General features: G+C 44.4%; 17 protein-coding genes. 10 read left to right on the top strand and 7 right to left on the bottom strand.

Features of this window, described 5'->3' with window-relative positions; all coding sequences use genetic code 11:
- Positions 1-54: 54 nt before the first annotated feature.
- The 6 genes from ACYPWY_RS12955 to ACYPWY_RS12930 all read left to right on the top strand — a co-directional run bounded on the left by ACYPWY_RS12955 (position 55) and on the right by ACYPWY_RS12930 (position 6,481).
- Positions 55-1,221, top strand: a complete 1,167-nt coding sequence (locus ACYPWY_RS12955; protein ID WP_459685956.1) for a glycoside hydrolase family 88/105 protein — start codon at positions 55-57, stop codon at positions 1,219-1,221.
- 12 nt (positions 1,222-1,233) lie between these two features.
- Positions 1,234-2,637 carry a pectate lyase family protein gene (locus ACYPWY_RS12950; protein WP_459685955.1) on the top strand — a complete coding sequence of 468 codons (1,404 nt, stop codon included), beginning with the start codon at positions 1,234-1,236 and terminating at the stop codon, positions 2,635-2,637.
- Positions 2,637-3,617 (top strand): pectinesterase family protein, encoded by a 981-nt coding sequence (locus ACYPWY_RS12945; RefSeq protein ID WP_459685954.1) that lies wholly within the window; start codon positions 2,637-2,639, stop codon positions 3,615-3,617. Before ACYPWY_RS12950 ends, ACYPWY_RS12945 begins: the two co-directional genes overlap by 1 nt.
- Positions 3,618-3,634: 17 nt before the next feature.
- Entirely contained in the window at positions 3,635-5,188 is a 1,554-nt protein-coding gene (locus ACYPWY_RS12940) for a glycoside hydrolase family 28 protein (RefSeq protein WP_459685953.1), read from the top strand.
- A gap of 413 nt (positions 5,189-5,601) precedes the next feature.
- Entirely contained in the window at positions 5,602-6,027 is a 426-nt protein-coding gene (locus ACYPWY_RS12935; protein WP_459685952.1) for an SRPBCC family protein, read from the top strand.
- Between the two features lies 1 nt (position 6,028).
- A complete protein-coding gene (locus ACYPWY_RS12930; protein WP_459685951.1) occupies positions 6,029-6,481 on the top strand; it encodes a MarR family winged helix-turn-helix transcriptional regulator in 453 nt (150 codons plus the stop codon).
- Positions 6,482-6,600: 119 nt separating this feature from the next.
- Here the strand turns inward: ACYPWY_RS12930 and ribD are convergent, their stop codons facing one another.
- The gene (gene ribD / locus ACYPWY_RS12925; RefSeq protein ID WP_459685950.1) at positions 6,601-7,674 is read right to left on the bottom strand and encodes a bifunctional diaminohydroxyphosphoribosylaminopyrimidine deaminase/5-amino-6-(5-phosphoribosylamino)uracil reductase RibD; all 1,074 of its coding nucleotides are present in this window, start codon (positions 7,672-7,674) and stop codon (positions 6,601-6,603) included.
- Positions 7,675-7,710: 36 nt separating this feature from the next.
- Here ribD and prmC point away from each other — a divergent pair, with 36 nt between their 5' ends.
- The 3 genes from prmC to ACYPWY_RS12910 all read left to right on the top strand — a co-directional run bounded on the left by prmC (position 7,711) and on the right by ACYPWY_RS12910 (position 10,412).
- Positions 7,711-8,550: a peptide chain release factor N(5)-glutamine methyltransferase gene (prmC, locus tag ACYPWY_RS12920; protein WP_459685949.1), complete on the top strand. Its 840-nt coding sequence runs from the start codon at positions 7,711-7,713 to the stop codon at positions 8,548-8,550.
- A gap of 277 nt (positions 8,551-8,827) precedes the next feature.
- Complete coding sequence (locus tag ACYPWY_RS12915; RefSeq protein WP_459685948.1) at positions 8,828-9,415, top strand: ComEA family DNA-binding protein; 588 nt, start codon at positions 8,828-8,830, stop codon at positions 9,413-9,415.
- Between the two features lie 97 nt (positions 9,416-9,512).
- Positions 9,513-10,412, top strand: coding sequence for a DUF2156 domain-containing protein (locus ACYPWY_RS12910; protein WP_459685947.1), 900 nt, complete (start codon positions 9,513-9,515; stop codon positions 10,410-10,412).
- A gap of 31 nt (positions 10,413-10,443) precedes the next feature.
- Here ACYPWY_RS12910 and ACYPWY_RS12905 read toward each other — a convergent pair whose 3' ends face one another.
- The 5 genes from ACYPWY_RS12905 to ACYPWY_RS12885 form a co-directional block, all read right to left on the bottom strand.
- On the bottom strand, positions 10,444-12,840 hold the full coding sequence (locus ACYPWY_RS12905; RefSeq protein ID WP_459685946.1) for a beta-L-arabinofuranosidase domain-containing protein: 2,397 nt from the start codon (positions 12,838-12,840) through the stop codon (positions 10,444-10,446).
- Between the two features lie 506 nt (positions 12,841-13,346).
- On the bottom strand, positions 13,347-13,760 hold the full coding sequence (locus ACYPWY_RS12900) for a type II toxin-antitoxin system HicB family antitoxin (RefSeq protein WP_459685945.1): 414 nt from the start codon (positions 13,758-13,760) through the stop codon (positions 13,347-13,349).
- Positions 13,761-13,785: 25 nt separating this feature from the next.
- Positions 13,786-13,980 carry a type II toxin-antitoxin system HicA family toxin gene (locus ACYPWY_RS12895; RefSeq protein WP_459685944.1) on the bottom strand — a complete coding sequence of 65 codons (195 nt, stop codon included), beginning with the start codon at positions 13,978-13,980 and terminating at the stop codon, positions 13,786-13,788.
- Between the two features lie 137 nt (positions 13,981-14,117).
- Positions 14,118-15,752, bottom strand: coding sequence for a chaperonin GroEL (groL, locus tag ACYPWY_RS12890; RefSeq protein WP_459685943.1), 1,635 nt, complete (start codon positions 15,750-15,752; stop codon positions 14,118-14,120).
- Between the two features lie 71 nt (positions 15,753-15,823).
- On the bottom strand, positions 15,824-16,093 hold the full coding sequence (locus ACYPWY_RS12885; RefSeq protein ID WP_459685942.1) for a co-chaperone GroES: 270 nt from the start codon (positions 16,091-16,093) through the stop codon (positions 15,824-15,826).
- A 250-nt stretch (positions 16,094-16,343) separates the two neighbouring features.
- Here ACYPWY_RS12885 and ACYPWY_RS12880 point away from each other — a divergent pair, with 250 nt between their 5' ends.
- Positions 16,344-19,196 (top strand): TonB-dependent receptor, encoded by a 2,853-nt coding sequence (locus ACYPWY_RS12880; RefSeq protein WP_459685941.1) that lies wholly within the window; start codon positions 16,344-16,346, stop codon positions 19,194-19,196.
- Positions 19,197-19,371: 175 nt separating this feature from the next.
- On the opposite strand, the gene ACYPWY_RS12875 is transcribed toward ACYPWY_RS12880, so the two are convergent.
- Positions 19,372-19,497 (bottom strand): hypothetical protein, encoded by a 126-nt coding sequence (locus tag ACYPWY_RS12875; RefSeq protein ID WP_459685940.1) that lies wholly within the window; start codon positions 19,495-19,497, stop codon positions 19,372-19,374.
- Positions 19,498-19,597: the final 100 nt, after the last annotated feature.

Raw genomic sequence — 19,597 nt, 5'->3', positions numbered from 1 at the left:
GCAATAAATGTGCTAGTTGTGTAACCACACAAAAGTAAAACAAAAATCGAAAGAATGAAATTTAAAACATTATTAACCTTTCTGCTTGCCCTTTCTCTTCTGCCGGTTGTAGCCGGTGAGAAATATTATGTTCGCATGACCGATTCGGAAATGAAAAGGAATCCCGAGGCCTGGATGCTTGATTTTTCGAAGGAACCCAAGTGGAACTATTGTCATGGACTGGTATTGCAGGCTGTTTTGCAAACCTGGAAAAAGACCAACGACCAAAAGTACTACAATTACGCCTACGATTTTGCCGAATTGATGGTCTCGACCGACGGCAAGATAAAAACATACAAACCCGAAGAATACAGCGTTGACCGCATCAACTCGGGCAAAATGCTGTTCCCCATCTACAACCAGACAAAAGACCCGAAACTGAAAAAGGCGATTATGTCGTTGCGCGATCAGATGAGAACGCATCCCCGGACAAAAGAGGGCAGTTTCTGGCACAAAAAAATATACCCCCATCAGGTGTGGCTCGACGGCATTTATATGGCCTGTCCGTTTCTGGCCGAATATGCCCGCTGGTTCGACGAACCGGAGTTGTACGATGATGTCGCCCTGCAAATAACCGACGTGCGCAAATACCTCTACGACAGCAAAACCGGACTGTATTACCACGGCTGGGACGAAAGCCGCCAACAAAAATGGGCTAATCCCGAAACCGGCCTGTCGCCTAATTTTTGGTCGAGAAGCATTGGCTGGTACATGATGGCCATAGTAGATGTGTTGGATTTTCTGCCCGAAGACCATCCGAAGCGCGGCGAAATAATCTCTATCCTGCAAAACCTATGCCGCTCGGTAGAAAACTTCCGCGACCCTGAAAGCGGTATGTGGTGGCAAGTTACCGATATGGGAGGCCGCGAAGGCAACTATGTTGAGTCCAGCGCCTCGGCCATGTTTATATATACCTGGGTGAAGGGTGCACAAAAAGGCTATCTGGATAAAAGCTACAAGAAGAAAGGCGAAAAAGCCTACAAACAATACATCAAACGCTTCCTGAAAAAAGAAGCGGATGGTAGCCTGTCCATCACCGACGGCTGTTCGGTTTCGGGATTGGGAGGAGAAAAAGTCTATCGCGACGGCAGTTTCGAGTACTATATCTCCGAACCCATTCGGGATAACGACCCCAAAGCAACGGGGCCATTTATCATGCTTAGTATTTTACTGAATAAATAAACTATATTTGAAATGTTATTGAAAAAAACACTTTTTACCAGCTGTATTTTTATGCTGGGCCTGGCGCTTTGTCAGGCACAAACGCTCGCCTTCCCAGGCGCCGAAGGAGGTGGAATGTACACAACCGGAGGACGTGGAGGCGAAGTATATTACGTCAACACACTCGAAGATAATAATGAAGGAAACGAAGCGCTGAAAGAAGGCTCGCTCCGCTGGTGCCTTAAACACGACAAGGCAAAAACTATCTTATTCAAGGTGGCAGGTATTATCCGCTTGAAGGATGTACTGCGCATCTCGTCGAATACCACTATTGCCGGACAAAGCGCTCCGGGCAAGGGTATTTGCATAGCCGACAATACCAGCAAAGTGGATGGCGATAATGTCATCATCCGTTATATCCGCTTCCGAATGGGCGATTTATCGGGCGGAGAGGTGCAGGATGACGCCCTGTCGGGGTTGAGGCACAAGAATATTATTATCGACCATTGCTCCATGAGTTGGAGTACCGACGAATGCGCCTCTTTCTACAACAACGAAAACTTTACGCTTCAGTGGTGTATTTTGGCCGAGAGCCTGCGCGGTTCGGTTCATAAAAAAGGGAACCACGGTTATGGCGGCATTTGGGGCGGATACAAGGCCTCGTTCCACCACAATTTGTTAGCCCACCACGACAGCCGTAATCCCCGCATGTGCGGCAGCCGTTACACGAACCGTCCCGATTTGGAACTTGTCGATTTCAGGAACAATGTCATCTTCGACTGGGGGATAAACAGCGGTTATGCCGGCGAAGGCGGGAGCTACAACTTCATCAATAACTACTACAAACCCACCGAAACATCCTTGGCGCGCGACCGGATTTTCTCGCCCAATGCCGATGACGGAACCAACAAGCAAATAGCCGGAGTATGGGGCGTTTTCTACCTGAGCGGAAACTATATGGATGGCAGCGAAGCGGTTACAAAAGACAACACGCTGGGGCTGCAACCCCGTCCGGCAACAAAAGACAAAAAAGAATTGCTGGCAACGGCAGCATTTGAAGTCCCATACGTGAACACCGACGACGCCCAAACGGCCTACCGAAAAGTATTGGCCGGTGCAGGAGCCAGCTACCGGAGAGATAAAGACGATGAACGTGTTATGCACGAAACCCTAAACGGGCTCAGTCCGGTCAGGGCGTCGGGCAACCAGAAAACAAAACCCGGTCATATTGATTCGCAAAACGATGTAGGCGGATGGGACGATTACACTTATACGCCCGATGAAGTAGCTGTGGATGCCGATATAGACGGAATACCCGATTGCTGGCTGAAAGCCTGTTATCCGGCGAAAAAAGCCACCGACAAAGACGAGAATGGATACACCTACCTCGAAGTTTATCTGAACAGTATAGTCAACGAAATAAACAAAGTGAAGTAATGAATAAGCGTTTTTTTATCACCACCGTACTGTTACTATTCGTCCTTGCCGGATTCTGCAACGAGACGAACTACGATATTGTTGTCGATAGGAACGGCCGGGGGCATTTCCGGAATATTCAGCAGGCCATTGATTCGGTCAGGGCATTCAATCCTGCCGGAACAGTTACCATATTCATCCATGCCGGCATTTACAAGGAAAAGCTTGAGCTGCCGACCCATGTATGCAATGTGAAACTGATAGGCGAAGATGTAGAAAAAACCATCATCACCTACGACGACCATGCCAATATCAACAAAATGGGCACCTTCCGCAGTCATACCTTCATTATACGAGGCAACGATATAACGCTGGAAAACCTGACGGTAGAAAACTCTTCCCTCCCGCTGGGACAGGCCGTTGCCCTGCATGTAGAAGGCGACAGGGTGATATTCCGTAATTGCCGCTTCCTCGGTCATCAGGATACCATCTATGCCGGAAGAGAAGGCATGAGGCAATACTTTGAAAATTGCCACATCGAAGGAACTACCGATTTCATATTCGGCCCGTCCACCTGCTGGTTCGAGGGCTGCGAGATTCTTTGCAAAAAGAACTCCTACATAACAGCCGCCAATACGCCCGAAAAAATCGAATTCGGGTATATCCTCAACCGTTGCAAAATAGTACTGGACAAAGGAACTACCGAAGTGTATCTGGGACGGCCCTGGCGCGCGTATGCCATGACGCTGTTTATGAACTGCGAACTGCCCGAAGGAATACGACTCAAAGGCTGGGACAACTGGCGAAATCCCGAAAATGAAAAAACAGCCCGTTACATGGAATACAACAACACCGGAAAAGGAGCAAACACCTCCGAACGAGCCAATTGGATAAAAATACTAAGGCCCGAAGAGGCCAAAAAATATACCATAGAAAACGTATTGAAAGGATGCGACAACTGGAACCCGCTAAACCCAAAATATTCAACCCGAAACTTGTAACTAACAACACACTAAATATGAAAAAAATCTTTTTATCACTGGCGCTATCGTCTTTCGTTCTGATACCATTACAGGCGAAGATTTACAATATGCAATTATTGGGCGCCGATAGTACAGGGAAAAAATCGTGTACAACCCTCATCAACGAAACAATTACCAAAGCGGCCAGCGAAGGCGGCGGTACTATTTATTTTCCGGCAGGAGATTATCTTACCGCATCCATCCACATGAAAAGCAACATCACCCTGGAGTTGGAATCGGGGTCGACGCTAAAGTTCTCCGACAACTTTGAGGAATACCTGCCATTTGTAAAGGTACGTTGGGAAGGCGTTTTTATGAACAGCCTGTCGCCCCTCATTTATGCAAAAGATGCCGAAAACATTACTATCAAAGGCCGGGGAAAAATAGACGGACAAGGACTTAAATGGTGGAAAGAATCGCTGCGGATTATTGCCGAAATAAACAAAACCGGAAAAACCGCCACCACAAACGACTTGCAAAAAAAATGGCTGGAAGCAAATAAAAATATCAACGTTTCGCCCTATTACGAAAAAACATTGGAACGGAAGTTCTTCCGTCCGCCTTTCATCCAATTCCTTGAGTGTAAAAACATTTTTATTCAGGGAATCACGATTGTCAACTCGCCATTCTGGACGATTAATCCCGAAGGTTGCGATAACATTGTCGTTCATGGCGTAACAATAAACAACCCTTCCCAAAATCCGAAAGGGCACAATACTGATGGCATTAACCCATCGTCGTGCAGCAATGTGCGCATCTCCGACTGCTTTATCAGCGTTGGCGACGATTGCATCACCATTAAATCGGGACGGGACGAAGACGGCAGAAATTACAGCCGTCCTTGCGAAAACCTGACTATCAGCAACTGCATCATGCTCTCGGGTCATGGCGGAGTAGTGATAGGAAGCGAAATGTCGGGCGGCGTGAAAAAAGTAGCCATCTCGAATTGCGTATTTAACGGAACCGATGCGGGAATCCGCTTAAAAGCATCGAGAGGAAGAGGCGGAGTAGTAGAAGAAATACGAGTGGACAACGTAGTGATGAACAATATCCAGAAAAACGCCTTTATTTTTGACCTGTTCTACGACAAAAATTCGCAGGAAGAACCTATCTCGCAACGCACGCCTGTCTTCCGTAATGTGCATATAAGCAACATTACAGGCAACGATATACAGAAAATAGGCTACATAACAGGTATCAGCGAGATGCCTATCTCCGAAATTACGTTCTCCAACATCAACATGTCGGCAAAAAACGGATTTACGGCTCAAACAGCCTGCAATATCCAGTTTCATAATGTGGATTTCGCCGTTGAAAAAGGCTCTTCGCTTGCATTCACCGACTGCAAAGACATTGTGTTGAACAATGTGAGGTCGAAAGCCCCACTGGAAGACAAAGCAATTGTAGAATTAACCAATTCGGACAATGTACTTATCAATAACTGTTTCCAGATTGTTCCGGCCAACCTGTTTTGCGCAGCAACAAACAGCAAAATCATCTGGGGGAATAATTTCTTCAACAATGTGAAGAATTATATTGTGGAAAGATAAAACGAATGGGAATAATTTGCCAATGTGAATAATGTGGCAATAATGCTTAAGGGGCAACGCGTGCGTTGCCCCTTTTTTCCCTGTCATTGCGGGCTCCGACCCGCAATTGGAGCGGAGCGTAAATCGGCCTGAGCCAATCCTCCATGCATTGCAGAACCTCTCAGTAGAGACGTGGCGCGCCACGTCTCTACACACGAACTGTTCAATTGTCTGAACCCTTGATTATTGATTACCCCTGTTTGGCGCAAGTTTTCAACTTGTGCCGATAATTTAGTTTATAACTTTCGGTAGTTGAAAACTTGCGCCAAACAGGGATATTGAAAAAAATAAGCACACTTATTATATATGCATATATTATTTTTATTATCTTTGCAGCCGACAATATTTCATCTATTAATTTAAAAATTATAATTATGTGGACAAAATCTCATTCAATCGTAACCAAAGAGGTTACAAAAGAACAAATGTGGAAACTATGGTCGGACGTAAATAATTGGGCTACGTGGGACAAAACTATTGAATCTGCAAGTTTGGAAGGTAAATTTGAGGCAGGCAATGTTTATTATTTTCAGCCAAAAGGCGATTCAAAAATCAAAATGAAAATTTATAAAACTGTCGAAAATCAAGAATTTACAGACCTCGCTATTTTTCCTTTAGCAAAAATGTATGGCAAACATACTTTTGAAGAAATGCCTGAAGGACTAAAAGTTACAACAACTATGACGGTCGTTGGAATTCTAGGCTTTTTGTGGCGCAAACTTGTAGCACAAAAAATAGTAAATGACCTGCCTGCTGATATGATAGAACAAATAAAGGCGGCGCAAAAAATAATTATTTAAAATGAAATCTATTGACAATACATTCAGCGTAGAAAACGCGGAAGATAGTTCGGGCTTTTTATTGTGGCAAGTTACCTCTTTGTGGCAACGCAAAATCAGAGAATCATTAAAACAATATGACCTGACCCATCCTCAGTATGTTTTATTGACTTGTCTTCATTGGTTGAAATTACACGGGCAAGAAGTTACACAAATTGTCTTGTCGTCAAACTCAAAGATAGACCCTATGACAACTTCTATTGTTTTAAGAACATTGCAGAAAAAAGGCTTAATTCAGAGAAAGGAAGATTTAACCGATACAAGAGCGAAGAAAATTGATATTACAGAACAAGGAAAAGAAATCATAAAAAAAGCCGTAGTTACAGTAGAAACAGCAGATAAAGAATTTTTTGCATTATTAGGCGACACAGCGAATAAGTTTAATGAAACTTTAGCAGCTCTGATAAAACAATGAAAATGATGAAAACTACCTGAATATCAGGCACAAGTTGAAAACTTGCGCCAAACAGGTGTAAATTCATCGTTGCAACCCATTCGCGGCAACGGGCGAATAATGATTCGCCCCTACGACAGCTAAAATACAGTCGCCGCACGCCATGTCTCTACACAAAATCCTGAACCCGAAACTTTGAACTTTGAACCTCGAACTTCACCAAGCATTATATCCGGCGCCGATACCCCTGCGCCAAACTCCATGCCGGAAGTTTCAATAATTGCTTCATCCCATAAACCGGCATTGATGAAACTTTGCAGCGCTTCGCGCCCGCCTTCTACGAGCAGCGATTGCAGCTTTCGATTATTCAACTCGGCTAAAAGGTTTTTCAGGCTGTTTTTATCGAAATTCAGTGGGACTAATTGGGTTCTTTTTCCCAATTGAGTGGCGACATCAACCGTTTCGGTAAAGACAAGCGTGTGAACCGTATCGTCAAAAATGCGATAGTCTGGCGGGATTCGTCTTTGCCGGTCGAGGATAATCCGTGTGGGATTTTTTCCGTACCAGTAACGCGTTGTGAGCGATGGGTTATCGACTATGGCGGTATTGGCGCCTATCAATATGGCCGGTGTCTCGGCGCGTAGCTTGTGCACCAACATGCGTGTAAAGTCGTTGGAAATAGGCGTAGGTTCGGGTTTTTCGCCTGCAACACGGAGTTTATCTATAAAACCATCTTTTGTCTGCGCCCATTTCAGGTAAATATAAGGACGGTTTTGCGTTTGGGAGACAAAAAAAGCTTTATTGAGTTCCCTGGCCTCCTGTTCCATAACCCCCACAACAACCTCTATGCCGACATCCTGAAGCATTTTTATCCCTCGTCCCGACACTTTATGAAACGGGTCGAGCGTGGCAACCACCACCCGGGGTATTTTTGAATCTATAATCAGTTGCGAACAGGGAGGCGTTTTGCCGTAATGCGAACACGGTTCGAGCGAAACATAAATAGTTGAATTTTGCAACAACGATTTATCTTTCACACTGTTAATTGCGTTCACCTCGGCATGGGCCTTCCCATATTCGCGGTGAAAGCCCTCGCCTATTATTTTACCGGCGCACACAACCACCGCGCCCACCATCGGGTTCGGACTCACATAGCCTCTGCCGTTTCCGGCCAGTTGCAAACAGCGTTGCATATATCTTTCATCCATCTCCATTTCTTTAACTACGATGTTTTTTATACATTTGCAATCGTGCAATCAACAATTTTATACATAAAAAAGAATCTGAACGATTTATATCCCAAAGATGAAGTTTCGTCTTTGGCAGGCATCGTCATGCAATCGGTAACAGGCTTCTCTGTTCCGGCGATTCTTATAGACAAAAGTAAGAAAATAAGCCCAATACAAGCGAAAAAAGTAGAAGAGATTGTCGAACGATTGAAAAAATCCGAACCAATACAATATATTCTAGGCGAAACAGAATTTTTCGGGCTGCCCTTTTATGTGGATAAAAATGTGCTGATTCCACGACCCGAAACGGAAGAATTGGTGGAACTCATCCTGAACGAAAACCAAGGCCAATCTATTGATGTTCTGGATATTGGCACGGGAAGTGGAGCCATCGCCGTGTCGTTAAAAAAGAACAGCCCGTCATTCAATCTTTTGGCTTGGGATATTTCTTCGGAGGCCCTGACTGTTGCTGCGAAAAATGCCGATAGAAACGGCACAGATGTGAGATTTGACAGAGTGGATGTTTTGAACAATTACCCACACGCACAATCCTTCGATATTATAGTCAGCAATCCGCCCTACATCCTCGAATCGGAGAAGGAAAACATGGAATATAACGTTTTGAACTACGAACCACATCTGGCGTTGTTCGTCCCCGACAACAAAGCCCTGCTTTTTTACGAGCGAATAGCAGACATCTCCACCCAGATTTTAAAGCCAAACGGAAAGCTGTACTTCGAAATAAACGCCTCGCAAGGGCAGAATGTTATCGACATGCTCAAAGCCAAAGGCTTTGCTGACAGTATGCTTATCCGGGATTTATCGGGGAATGAGCGAATGGTGGTTTGCCAATTAGACTAATATGCCAATGTGAATAATGAGATTAATGTAGGGTCGTGGCGTGCCGCGACCATTGACTACGAGTTGCCTCCCCTCTACTGACATGAATAATTATTCTCATTATTCACATTGGCATATTGGCACATTATTATTTTCATTACCTTTGCAAACAAGTCCGAAAAACAGCGAAAAAAACAACAGATTACTCGTTATGAAATTGGGGTGGAAAGACTTTTTTTATTTTCAGCAAAGCGAGAAAAGAGCGGTAATATTATTGCTTGTCTTAATTGTTCTCTGTTTGAGCGCTACTTTCCTTTACAATTCCTTTTTAGAGAAGGATGTAATCAGGCAGCAAGATGAGGCATTCGCCGAATTTACTACTTTCCAAAACAACCTGACCGGTAAGCAAGCCCCTACTCCGGCTGAAGAAACGGCGGCAGAACCTGAATCCAAGAAAACAGCATCATCCGCTTCCAAAAAATTAAGCGATGGTGAAACAATAGAATTGAACGGATCCGGAATCGCTACCGTAAAAAGGATACCCGGAATAGGTGATAAATACGCCCAGCGGATAGTGGAGTACCACAATCAACTGGGAGGTTTTGTGTCGGTTGATCAACTGATAGAAATAGAGGGTATTACAAGCGCCCGATTGAAGAAAATGTTGCCTTACATCCAACTGAGAAAGAAACCTAAACAACTAAAAATAAATAGTTTGACCCTCCAGCAACTTTCAAAGCATCCTTATATCAGCGACAAGCAGGCTCAGTCGATTGTTGAATCGCGCCAAAGCAAAGCGATTAAAACGCTCGAAGATTTGCAGCAAACGCCTGAATTTACGCCAAGAGACATTGACAGACTGGCAGGATATTTGTTGTTTGAATGAAACACCCCCTCCAACCTCCCCCAAAGGAGGAGGCTTTTACACTCCCTCCCTGGAGAGGAGAGCTGGGGAGGGGTGGCATAACTTGTAATTAAATATTATGATTCACTTTAAGCAAGTAGAACTTTCGGATAAAAAAGAGATAGACGACTGTTTGGCGTCGAATACATACCGCTCCTGCGACTTCAGCTTTACGAATATGTATGCATGGAAGGCCAAGTTCAAGACCATGTTTGCCATAAAAGACAACACATTGTTCCTCCGCTTCAACGAAGCAGACGGACGTGTGTATTACATGATTCCCATAGGCGCAATGCCCTTGAAAGAAGCGATAAACGAAACCATAGAAGAGGCCAAGCAGTTGAACATCCCCTTCCTGATGAAAGGGGTTACTCCGCGCATGTGGCAAGCGATAGAAAAGGCCATGCCCGGAGTTTTCGATTACATGCACGACCGGAATAACGACGAATACATTTACCTTTCCGAAAGGCTTATACAACTGTCGGGAAAGAAACTGCAAAGTAAGCGCAACCATATCAACCGGTTCAAAAAGGAGAATCCCGACTGGGAATACTGCCCGGTTAGCTCGGACGAGGATGCAATGGAATGCTTCCACATGCTCACCGCATGGGAGTGCAAAAATAACCCGAATGGCGAAATATCGTTGAGACACGATTACATTGCAACCAAGCTCATGCTGGAAAACCTTGAATACCTGGGATTGAAAGCGGGAGCCATCCGCGTCAACGGAAAGTTATTGGCTTTTTCGGTCGGCGAAAGGTTGACGGACGACACCTTCGTGGTGCATGTCGAAAAAGCCTTTAGCAACGTGAATGGAGCATATACTGTTATAAACCAACAGTTTGCCGAGCACGAAGCATCGGGTTTTACCTACATCAACCGAGAGGAAGACATGGGATTGGAGCCGCTCCGAAAGGCAAAGATGTCTTATTATCCCGATATTTTGTTGGAAGAAGGAATTTTGAAACTTAAGGTTTAATGTTCAAGGTTTCGGTTTCAACGTTCAACGTTTAAGGCATTGAACCTTGAACTTGAACCTTGAACTTGGAACTCAACGCCCTGACCGTTGCTATTCTTGCCGTAGTCGATTTTTGATGTGCTATAAACCTGATTGTTAGCGTTTCTTTAGTTACTTCGCTTTCGGGAATCGGATAAGTGGCCGTTTGTAATTTGTCGCCGTCTGTTCCGTCCAGATTCAATGTAGCCAGTTTTTCATCGTTCACATACACATCGAAATTCCGCGACTTGCTCTGATTGAAATAGGTAATATACAACTGCTTGGCCTGCTTATCTTTATTCGCCAGTTGATACCCGAACCAACCGCGGGCTTCGCGCCAATGAATATCCTCCACAAAACCTGTGCTTGAGTTCTCGGAACGGATAAAGTGGTCCGATTCGGGTTGTTGCTCGCCACAGATAACTTTGTCAATTGTAATGGCTTCGAGTTTTATTTTTTCCTGTTCCTCTATTTCCAGTTGTTTTTGCAGGGAATCAACTTCCCCGGCAGTCGCTTGTGGCCAATAAACAATGTAGCGCGATTCGTGCAAGCGGAAAAACGGAATCAACTCCAATCCGGCGCTGTATTTCTCGGGATAGAGTGTATTTATTCTGAATGTTAACGATTTATCAGAGACAGCTTGAGGCAATGAAGCCAGTTTGCCGGCTTCGCTCACAATGATGGGCATATCTTTCAGGGCTACTTGTTTGCCGGATGCAATGTGCCCGCCGCGACTATCGTCTGCAAAAAGCCCCTGCATAGCTGTTGTGTCTGTTTTAGCCGCCAGAACAACCGGCCCATAAATGAATGCGTAATAATTCGATTTGTCGGGCAACTGTTCCGCCTTCAAATTCATCGGCATATACACGCTGAGTTTATCGCCCTTCTTCCACTTCCGGCGAATAGGAATATAAGTCCCATGATTTTGCCCGACAGGATAGACTTTCCCGTTAATTTTCACCACCAATGCTCCCTGTTCTACCCATGCCGGATAGCGCAATTGCAGGGTGAAATCCCTTGCTTTTTGGGGATTAATAGTTAGTTGTGTCTCGGCTTTATCGGGAAATATGTTCTCCTGTACGATTTCGGTGTTTTTCGCCTTCCAGTTCAAGCGCGAAGGGATGAAAAGATTTACATACAATTCGTCTCCCGAATGCGCGTAAATCATCTCTCCGTACTTGGCCTGATTCTCCATCCCCGAACCCACACAGCACCAAAAACTGGTTTGAGGCTGCGAATACACCCTGTAATGACCCGGACGCATGGGCGTGAAATAAACAAATCCGCCTTTTTCGGGATGTTGCGTGGGCAGGATGTGATTGTACAAAGCCCGTTCGTAATAATCAATATATCCCTCATCGGGAGTTGTTTGGTAGAGCATTTTTGTTAGCCGGAGCATGTTGTAGGTATTGCAGGTTTCGGGGCCTTCGATGTTCTTAATCATCCCCGAAAAATCGGTTGTGGGATGAAAGTGTTCACTCACACTATTCCCGCCAATACACACCGAGCGGTGATTCACCACCCTTTCCCAGAAATAGCGGGCTGCCTCTTCCCATTGCCGGTCGCCATCCATGTCGGCAATGCGCTTAAATCCTATCACTTTGGGTATTTGCGTGTTAGCGTGCATACCGGTCAGTTTATCTTCGTGATTCAGCAAGGGAGCGAGAATGAATTGGTGCGAGAATCGCCGGGCAAGCCGGATGTACTTTTCATCGCCCGTGATAGCTGCCACATCGGCAAAAGTCTCGTTCAGTCCGCCATGTTCGCTGCGCAGCATATCCTGTATTTGTTCATCCGACAAGCTGGAAACGAGATTAACCGCCCAATCGGCCATCTTCACAAGCATCTCTTTGGCGTCCGCTACATGTGCGTACAGATAAGCATCGCGCAAACCGGCGTATGTTTTATGAATATTGTACAAGGGCGCCCATTTACCATTCAGGTTAAAACTTCCGGATTTAACCTCACCGGCAGCAATTTCGTCCCAAGCCTTTTTTCCACCCGGAACGCCGCCTATATAGCCATTTCCGTTGGCATCCTGACAGCGTTTCAGTTCGCTAATCATATAATCCAAGCGACTTTTAATCTGCCCGTCGCCCGTTGAGGCATACATCAGCGATAAGGCCGACAAATAATGTCCGCCAATATGTCCGTCAAGCCCGGTGTTTTCCCAGTTTGTATAACTTGCCGCCTTAGCCGGTAATCCCGCCTCCCGAAGAAAAGGCGCCAGTAAGCGATCGGCATCCAAGTCCAGCAGGTACTGCTTATCCAGGTTTTCGGCCTGCTTAAACGGGCTGTCCAAGAGTTCGACATCCTGCAAATCGAAATAAGCTATTTGCTGTTTTATCTGGGCATTCGATGCGAGGGAAACACAAACAAGGGTGTAAACAAGGGCGATGTACTTTTTCATGGCTAAACGGGTTATTTTGGTACAAATATAATAAAATTACCTAATAGTGTAGATGTAACACTCATTTTATTCTTATTTATATCAACAAAAAAACGTGTGAACAATGAGGTTCTCATTATCCCGCTGCCGCGAATATGTCTGAACCGTTGATTGTAGCTGATTTTTATTGATTAACCTGATTATTGTAGAGACGTGGCGCGCCACGTCTGTATTCCGCGTCCCGTATTATCGTAGGGGCGAAATAGTTGTAGCCCGCTGCCGCGAACGGGGCGTTTTTGTCCCGCAAATCAAAAAAATTACAAAATCCACGTTCAAATCCGTTCGCGGCGGCGGGCGAAAGATAGTTCGCCCCTACAAATCCTGTAAATTTTTAAATCCAATAAATCCTGATTCGGACAATAACAATGCTCAGGAGATTGGCTAAGGCCGATTTACGCTCCGCTCCAATTGCGGGTTGGAGCCTGCAATGACAGCCTATTCCCGCGATTCGGTGTCAAAGCAACAATCTATACAACCGAGGCTAAGTCCTTACTGATGGAATGAATTCCGTTTATTATTTTTTCCCTTTGTGCAGGACGCGGTTTTCTATGACCGGAAGCGTAATGCCCTATTTGCCGTTCGTTTATTCCGGTTGCGCGCGAAAGCGCCGAGCGCGTAAGTACACCATCAAGCCTATGGAGCAATGCCGACACTTCATAAGTAAAGATTAACTCGCAGTTGCCCAATTTTACCCATTCGGGAATACTGTCGCCTTCTTTTATAAGTCCTTCAATGTGAAATTGGAGGGCTTCTAAAAAATCTTTTTTTATACCCTCAAAAGTTTTACCGGTAACAATAACACAACCGTTTATTTCTGTTCCTTGGGCAAATGCACAATAATTATTTTCTGTCCAACTGATTGATACGTTTACTTTTCCCATATTACTTTACTGTTATGCAGGGCGATTATTTCCAGCCTGCTTGATGCCACATACTGTTCAATAATTCTTGATTTACTGTTTCATTGGGCTTTTCTCTTACCGTAACTTTTCCGGTCTTGGATAGGTGTTTGAATTGTCTGTGATCTCCTTTACAATAAGCAAGGATCCAGCCGTCTGCTTCTAGTAATTTAATCACTTCTTTTACTTTATAGCGTTTCACTTACTCATTACATTATTATTTGACAACGCTAAGATAGTATAAATACTATCAATATGCAACTATCTTAGCATAAAAAAATACTCCCGCACGTTTTCGCGCAGGAGTATTTCGGTTTATGTTTGATTGTAGGAAGCAAATTACATCATGCCACCCATTCCGCCGCCCATCGGAGGCATGGCAGGAGCCGGATTTTCTTCTTTCTTATCGGCAATGATACATTCGGTTGTCAGGAACATGCCTGCGATGGAAGCGGCATTTTCGAGCGCTACGCGAGCAACTTTGGCCGGGTCAATCACACCGGAAGCGTTCAGATTTTCGTATTTGTCGAGGCGGGCGTTGTAGCCGAAATCGTCTTTTCCTTCACGAATTTTTTGTACAACCACGGCGCCTTCTTTTCCCGAATTGGCCACAATCTGGCGAAGCGGCTCTTCGATGGCACGTTTGATGATTTCGATACCGGTTGTTTCGTCTTCGTTATCCCCTTTCAGGTTTTCGAGGGCGTCAATGGCGCGGATGTAGGCCACACCACCGCCGGGAACTGTTCCTTCTTCAATGGCGGCGCGGGTAGCCGACAGAGCATCGTCAACGCGGTCTTTCTTTTCTTTCATTTCAACTTCGGATGGCGCACCCACATAAAGTACTGCCACACCACCGGCCAGTTTAGCCAGACGTTCTTGCAGTTTTTCGCGGTCGTAATCGGAAGTTGTTTGTTCTATTTGGGTTTTGATTTGTCCTACGCGCGCTGCAATAGTCGCTTTATCGCCTGCTCCGTTTACAATGGTTGTATTGTCTTTGTTGATGGTAATTTTGTCGGCTGTACCAAGCATATCCATGGTGGCAGCGTCAAGTTTCAATCCTTTTTCTTCCGAAATAACCACCCCACCGGTCAGTACGGCGATGTCTTCCAGCATTTCCTTGCGGCGGTCGCCAAATCCGGGAGCTTTTACGGCGGCAATTTTCAACGAGCCGCGAAGACGGTTCACAACAAGTGTTGTCAATGCTTCCGATTCAATATCTTCGGCGATAATCAATAAGGGGCGACCCGATTGAACTGTTTTTTCGAGTATAGGGAGGATGTCTTTCAGTACCGAAATCTTTTTGTCGTAAATCAGGATAAATGGATTTTCGAGGTCGGCTTCCATTTTTTCGGTGTCGGTTACAAAATAAGGAGAGATGTAGCCTCTGTCGAATTGCATCCCTTCCACCACGTCAACGTAAGTTTCGGTTCCTTTTGCTTCTTCAACGGTGATTACACCTTCTTTTTTCACTTTGCCCATCGCTTCGGCAATCAGTTTACCGATTGTTTCGTCGCCATTGGCCGATATTTTGGCTACATGTTCTATTTTTTGCAAATCGTCGCCTACGGCAATCGACTGTTTCTTGAGGTTTTCGACCACCTTGGCAACTGCCTTGTCGATACCGCGTTTCAAGTCCATCGGATTAGCGCCCGCCGTTACATTTTTCAAACCAACGCCAATAATAGATTGCGCCAATACCGTTGCAGTTGTTGTACCGTCGCCAGCGTCATCGTTGGTTTTAGAAGCCACTTCCTTCACCAATTGGGCGCCCATATTCTGGAAAGGGTCTTCCAGTTCTATGTCTTTAGCCACAGTTACACCGTCTTTGGTGATGTGAGGCGCACCGAATTTCTTTTCAAGAATCACATTCCGACCTTTGGGGCCGAGTGTTACCTTTACAGCATTTGCCAACTCATCTACCCCTTTTTTCAACTGGTCGCGAGCATCAATATTGAATTTGATTTCCTTTGCCATAATTTTTTGTCTAATTTTTTATTTGTTATTTTTTCCGTTTCTATTATTCAAACTTGTTATTATTCAGCACATTAAATTATTGCCAAAATATCCGACTGGCGCATAATCAAATATTTTTCGCCGTCGAGTTCAAGTTCGGTGCCTGCGTATTTGCCGTACAGCACATTATCGCCTTTTTTCAAGACCATTTCTTCATCTTTTGTTCCGTTTCCAACTGCCAAAACCTCCCCTTTCAGTGGTTTTTCTTTTGCCGTATCGGGAATGATAATCCCCCCCACAGTTTTTTCTTCTGCCGCAGCGGGCTTAACCAAAACCCTGTCTGCTAATGGTTTAATATTCATCGTTTCAAAATTTATTGAGTTATTTAATATATGTATAATTGTAATTTAACTTTCTTGATACAACTACATGCGAAATCTGTGCCAGAATTTAAAACTGACAAGATGTCAGAGGAGAAAATGAGAATAATGTGCCAATGTGAATAATTCTTCCCATTATTTTCCCATTAAAAAACTATTTTTCATGGCTTTTTAAACCTTTTTCCAAAAATGCAGTCTCTTAAAATCAGTAACAGAAATCAATTTTATATCAATGAAACTATATTTGTCTTCAATCCTATTAGTCTTTTTGTGCCTGAGCCTGTCGGCACAAGATACTCAGAATGTAGCTATATCCGGTACGGTGGTGGATCGTGCCGATAAAAAGCCTGTTGAACAAGCTTCTATCCGGTTTTTAAATGCCAAGGACAGCGCTTACGTGAACGGAACGGTTACCAATGTCAACGGAAAATTCAGTTTCCGCCTGAAACCGGGTCGTTATATTGTTCATGCTTCGTTCGTTGGCTACACCGATGCCTATGCCACCGTAAATGCCAATAAAGAACAAAACAGTGTGGCGACTATTGAGTTACGCGAAGATGGCATCCTGCTTCAGGAAGCAGTTGTAACGGCAAAAATAGCCGAAATAGTAGTAAAAGGCGATACAATAGAATACAATGCCGACTCGTACAAAGTGCAGGAAAGCGCCGTGGTGGAAGACCTCGTAAAAAAAATGCCCGGAGCGGAAGTAGATGCCGAAGGCAAGATTACCATAAATGGCAAAGAAGTGAAAAAAATACTGGTCGATGGTAAAGAATTTTTTAGCGATGACCCCAAAGTGGCATCAAAAAATTTACCGGCAGCCATGGTCGATAAGCTACAAGTTTTGGACAGGAAGTCGGATATGGCGCAAATGACCGGATTTGATGATGGAGACGAAGAAACCGTTATCAACCTGACAGTAAAGAAAGGAATGAAACAAGGCCTTTTTGGCAGTGCAACAGCAGGTATGGGAAATAAAGACCGGTATGGAGCTAGCGGAATAGCCAACTATATGCTCGACGAAAGCCAAGCCACACTCATTGGTGGAGCAAACAATACAAATAACGAGGGATTTACCGACAATGCCGGCGCCAACTTCAGGGGAATGCGCGGTAGTGGAATGAATTTCGGCGGACGGAACGGTATTACGGAATCAATCAACGGAGGCTTGAATTTTGCCATTAATCCATCGGAAAAGCTGAAATGGGGTGGAAATGTACGTTATGGAAATAACGACAACGATGTTACATCGGACAGTTATACACAAAGCTATATGAATAACGATTCTAACGGCGACCAATATTCGATAGAAAAGCAGGCTGGTAACAACAAAAGCCAAAACATAAACGGCCAATTCCGCTTCGAGTGGGAACTTGATTCGTTAACACAAATTATCTTCAGCCCAGGCATGAATTATGGAAAAAATAAGAATATTCAAAACAAAGAATCCCTTACCAGATATGAAGATCCGACCGATACAATAAACTCGGGTTGGTCTAACTACTATTCGGATGGAATCAGTAAAAATGCTTCCGGACGATTGGATGTCAGCCGGAAGCTGGGCAAAACGGGACGAGTCCTCAGTTTCAGTCTATCGGGAGGATTCAATGATTCGGAAAATGATGGAACAAACCGATCTGAAACCACTTACAAAAGAATTTCCAGACCAGATTCTATTGCTAGTCAAGACCAATTAATCAATCAAAAATCAAATGGTTACAACTTCCGTGGATATGTTTCGTATGTAGAACCTATCGGAAAGAATAATTTTCTTCAATTGAATTATAGCTACCGGAAAAATTATTCCGAAAACGATAACAATACTCACATGAATGATGGATTCGGTAATTATACCGAAGTGGATACAACCGCCACAAAAAAACTGGAAAATAACTTTATTAATCAGGAAATCGGGCTGAATTTCAAATCCGTACACCAGAAATACAATTACACCATTGGATTTGCTTTGCAGCCAAGTAGTTCCGAAAGTTGGACAATAACACCTCAACGGCCATCATCGGCAGTATCAAACGATGTATTGAATTTTGCACCGATAGCCCAATTTAACTATATGTGGGACAAACGCCACAATTTGCGCATCAATTACAACGGTAACACCAGTCAGCCCTCCACAACCCAATTGTCGAATGTGCCTGATTATTCCGACCCATTGAACACAATTTATGGTAATCCAAATCTGAAGCCGGAGTTTAGTAACTCATTCAATCTTCGTTATCAGAAATTCAATCCCGAACAAGCCAGCACTATTATGGCAATGGGAGGATTTAATTTCTCAACAAACAGTATTGCTAACAAGATAATTTATTTGAAAGATGAAGACGGAAGAAATACCGGAGCAAAGGAAACCCGCTACGAAAATGTAAACGGCAATTGGAGCGCTAACTTGCGTATGATGATGAATACGCCATTGCGCAACAAAAAGTTTTCAATCAGTTCGGCTACCAGTGGAAGCTACTCGAGGAGTAATGGATATGACAATGACAATAAAAATACTACGAACTCGCTTAGACTTGGCGAAAACTTAGGCTTGCAGTTCCGCTCCGATTTGTTGGATTTCGGTCTCAGGGGAAATTATATTTACTCCAATACACAATACAGCTTGTCGAACCAACAAGACCGTATTATCCACAACTATGGCGGAAATTTCACCACAACACTGTATCTGCCGTATAATTTCACTATCGAATCCGATATAAACTATTCGGCTACTTCGGGTTCAAGCGAAGGTTACGACCAAAACGAGTGGTTGTGGAATGCCTCAATAGCCAAGCAAGTATTTAAGGCAAAAAACGGTACCATCCGATTCAAAATGTATGACATCCTGCAACAACGCTCAAATGTCAGCCAGTCGGCACAGAACAACTCTTTCAGGGAAACAGTAAGCAACACGCTCACCAGCTATTTTATGGTAAGCTTTCAATACAAATTCCAGCTATTCAAAGGCGGCGCCAAACAACCCGAGGCAACGCCCTTTGGAGGAGGCGAGTTTAGAGGCCCTGGCCCCGACGGCGGTAGCGGACGCGGTAATTACGGCGGTGGCAGTGGACGCGGCATGAGATTTTAATGTGCTGATGTGAATAATGAATTTGTTGTCGCTTTGCGCCAATCAGCACATCAGCATATTAGCAAATTGTTCTCATAGGGCAAATGCATGAAAAATTTTACTGCTTATGCCTTTCGGTAAAGTTACCAATATGAGCAGGAGATTCCTCCCTTTGGTCGGAATGACGGTCTCCTTTTTAGGAGAGGGGATGAAGAAGTGGCGGCTTCGCCGCCACTTCTTCATCCCCTAAACCACCAATAGGCGAGTCATTCCAACCAGAGGGAGGAATCTCATCCGTAACAGTAGTTCTAAAACTTTTCATGCGTTTGCACTGATTATTCTCATTATTCACATTGGCACATTAAAATAAAATCCTAACTTTGGTCGTTACAAACGTGCAGTAGTTTATGGAGCAATTGTTA

The organism is Viscerimonas tarda (genome assembly GCF_054601255.1).
The sequence above is the reverse complement of the archived record's forward strand: the minus strand, read 5'-3'. Positions and strand labels throughout refer to the sequence as shown.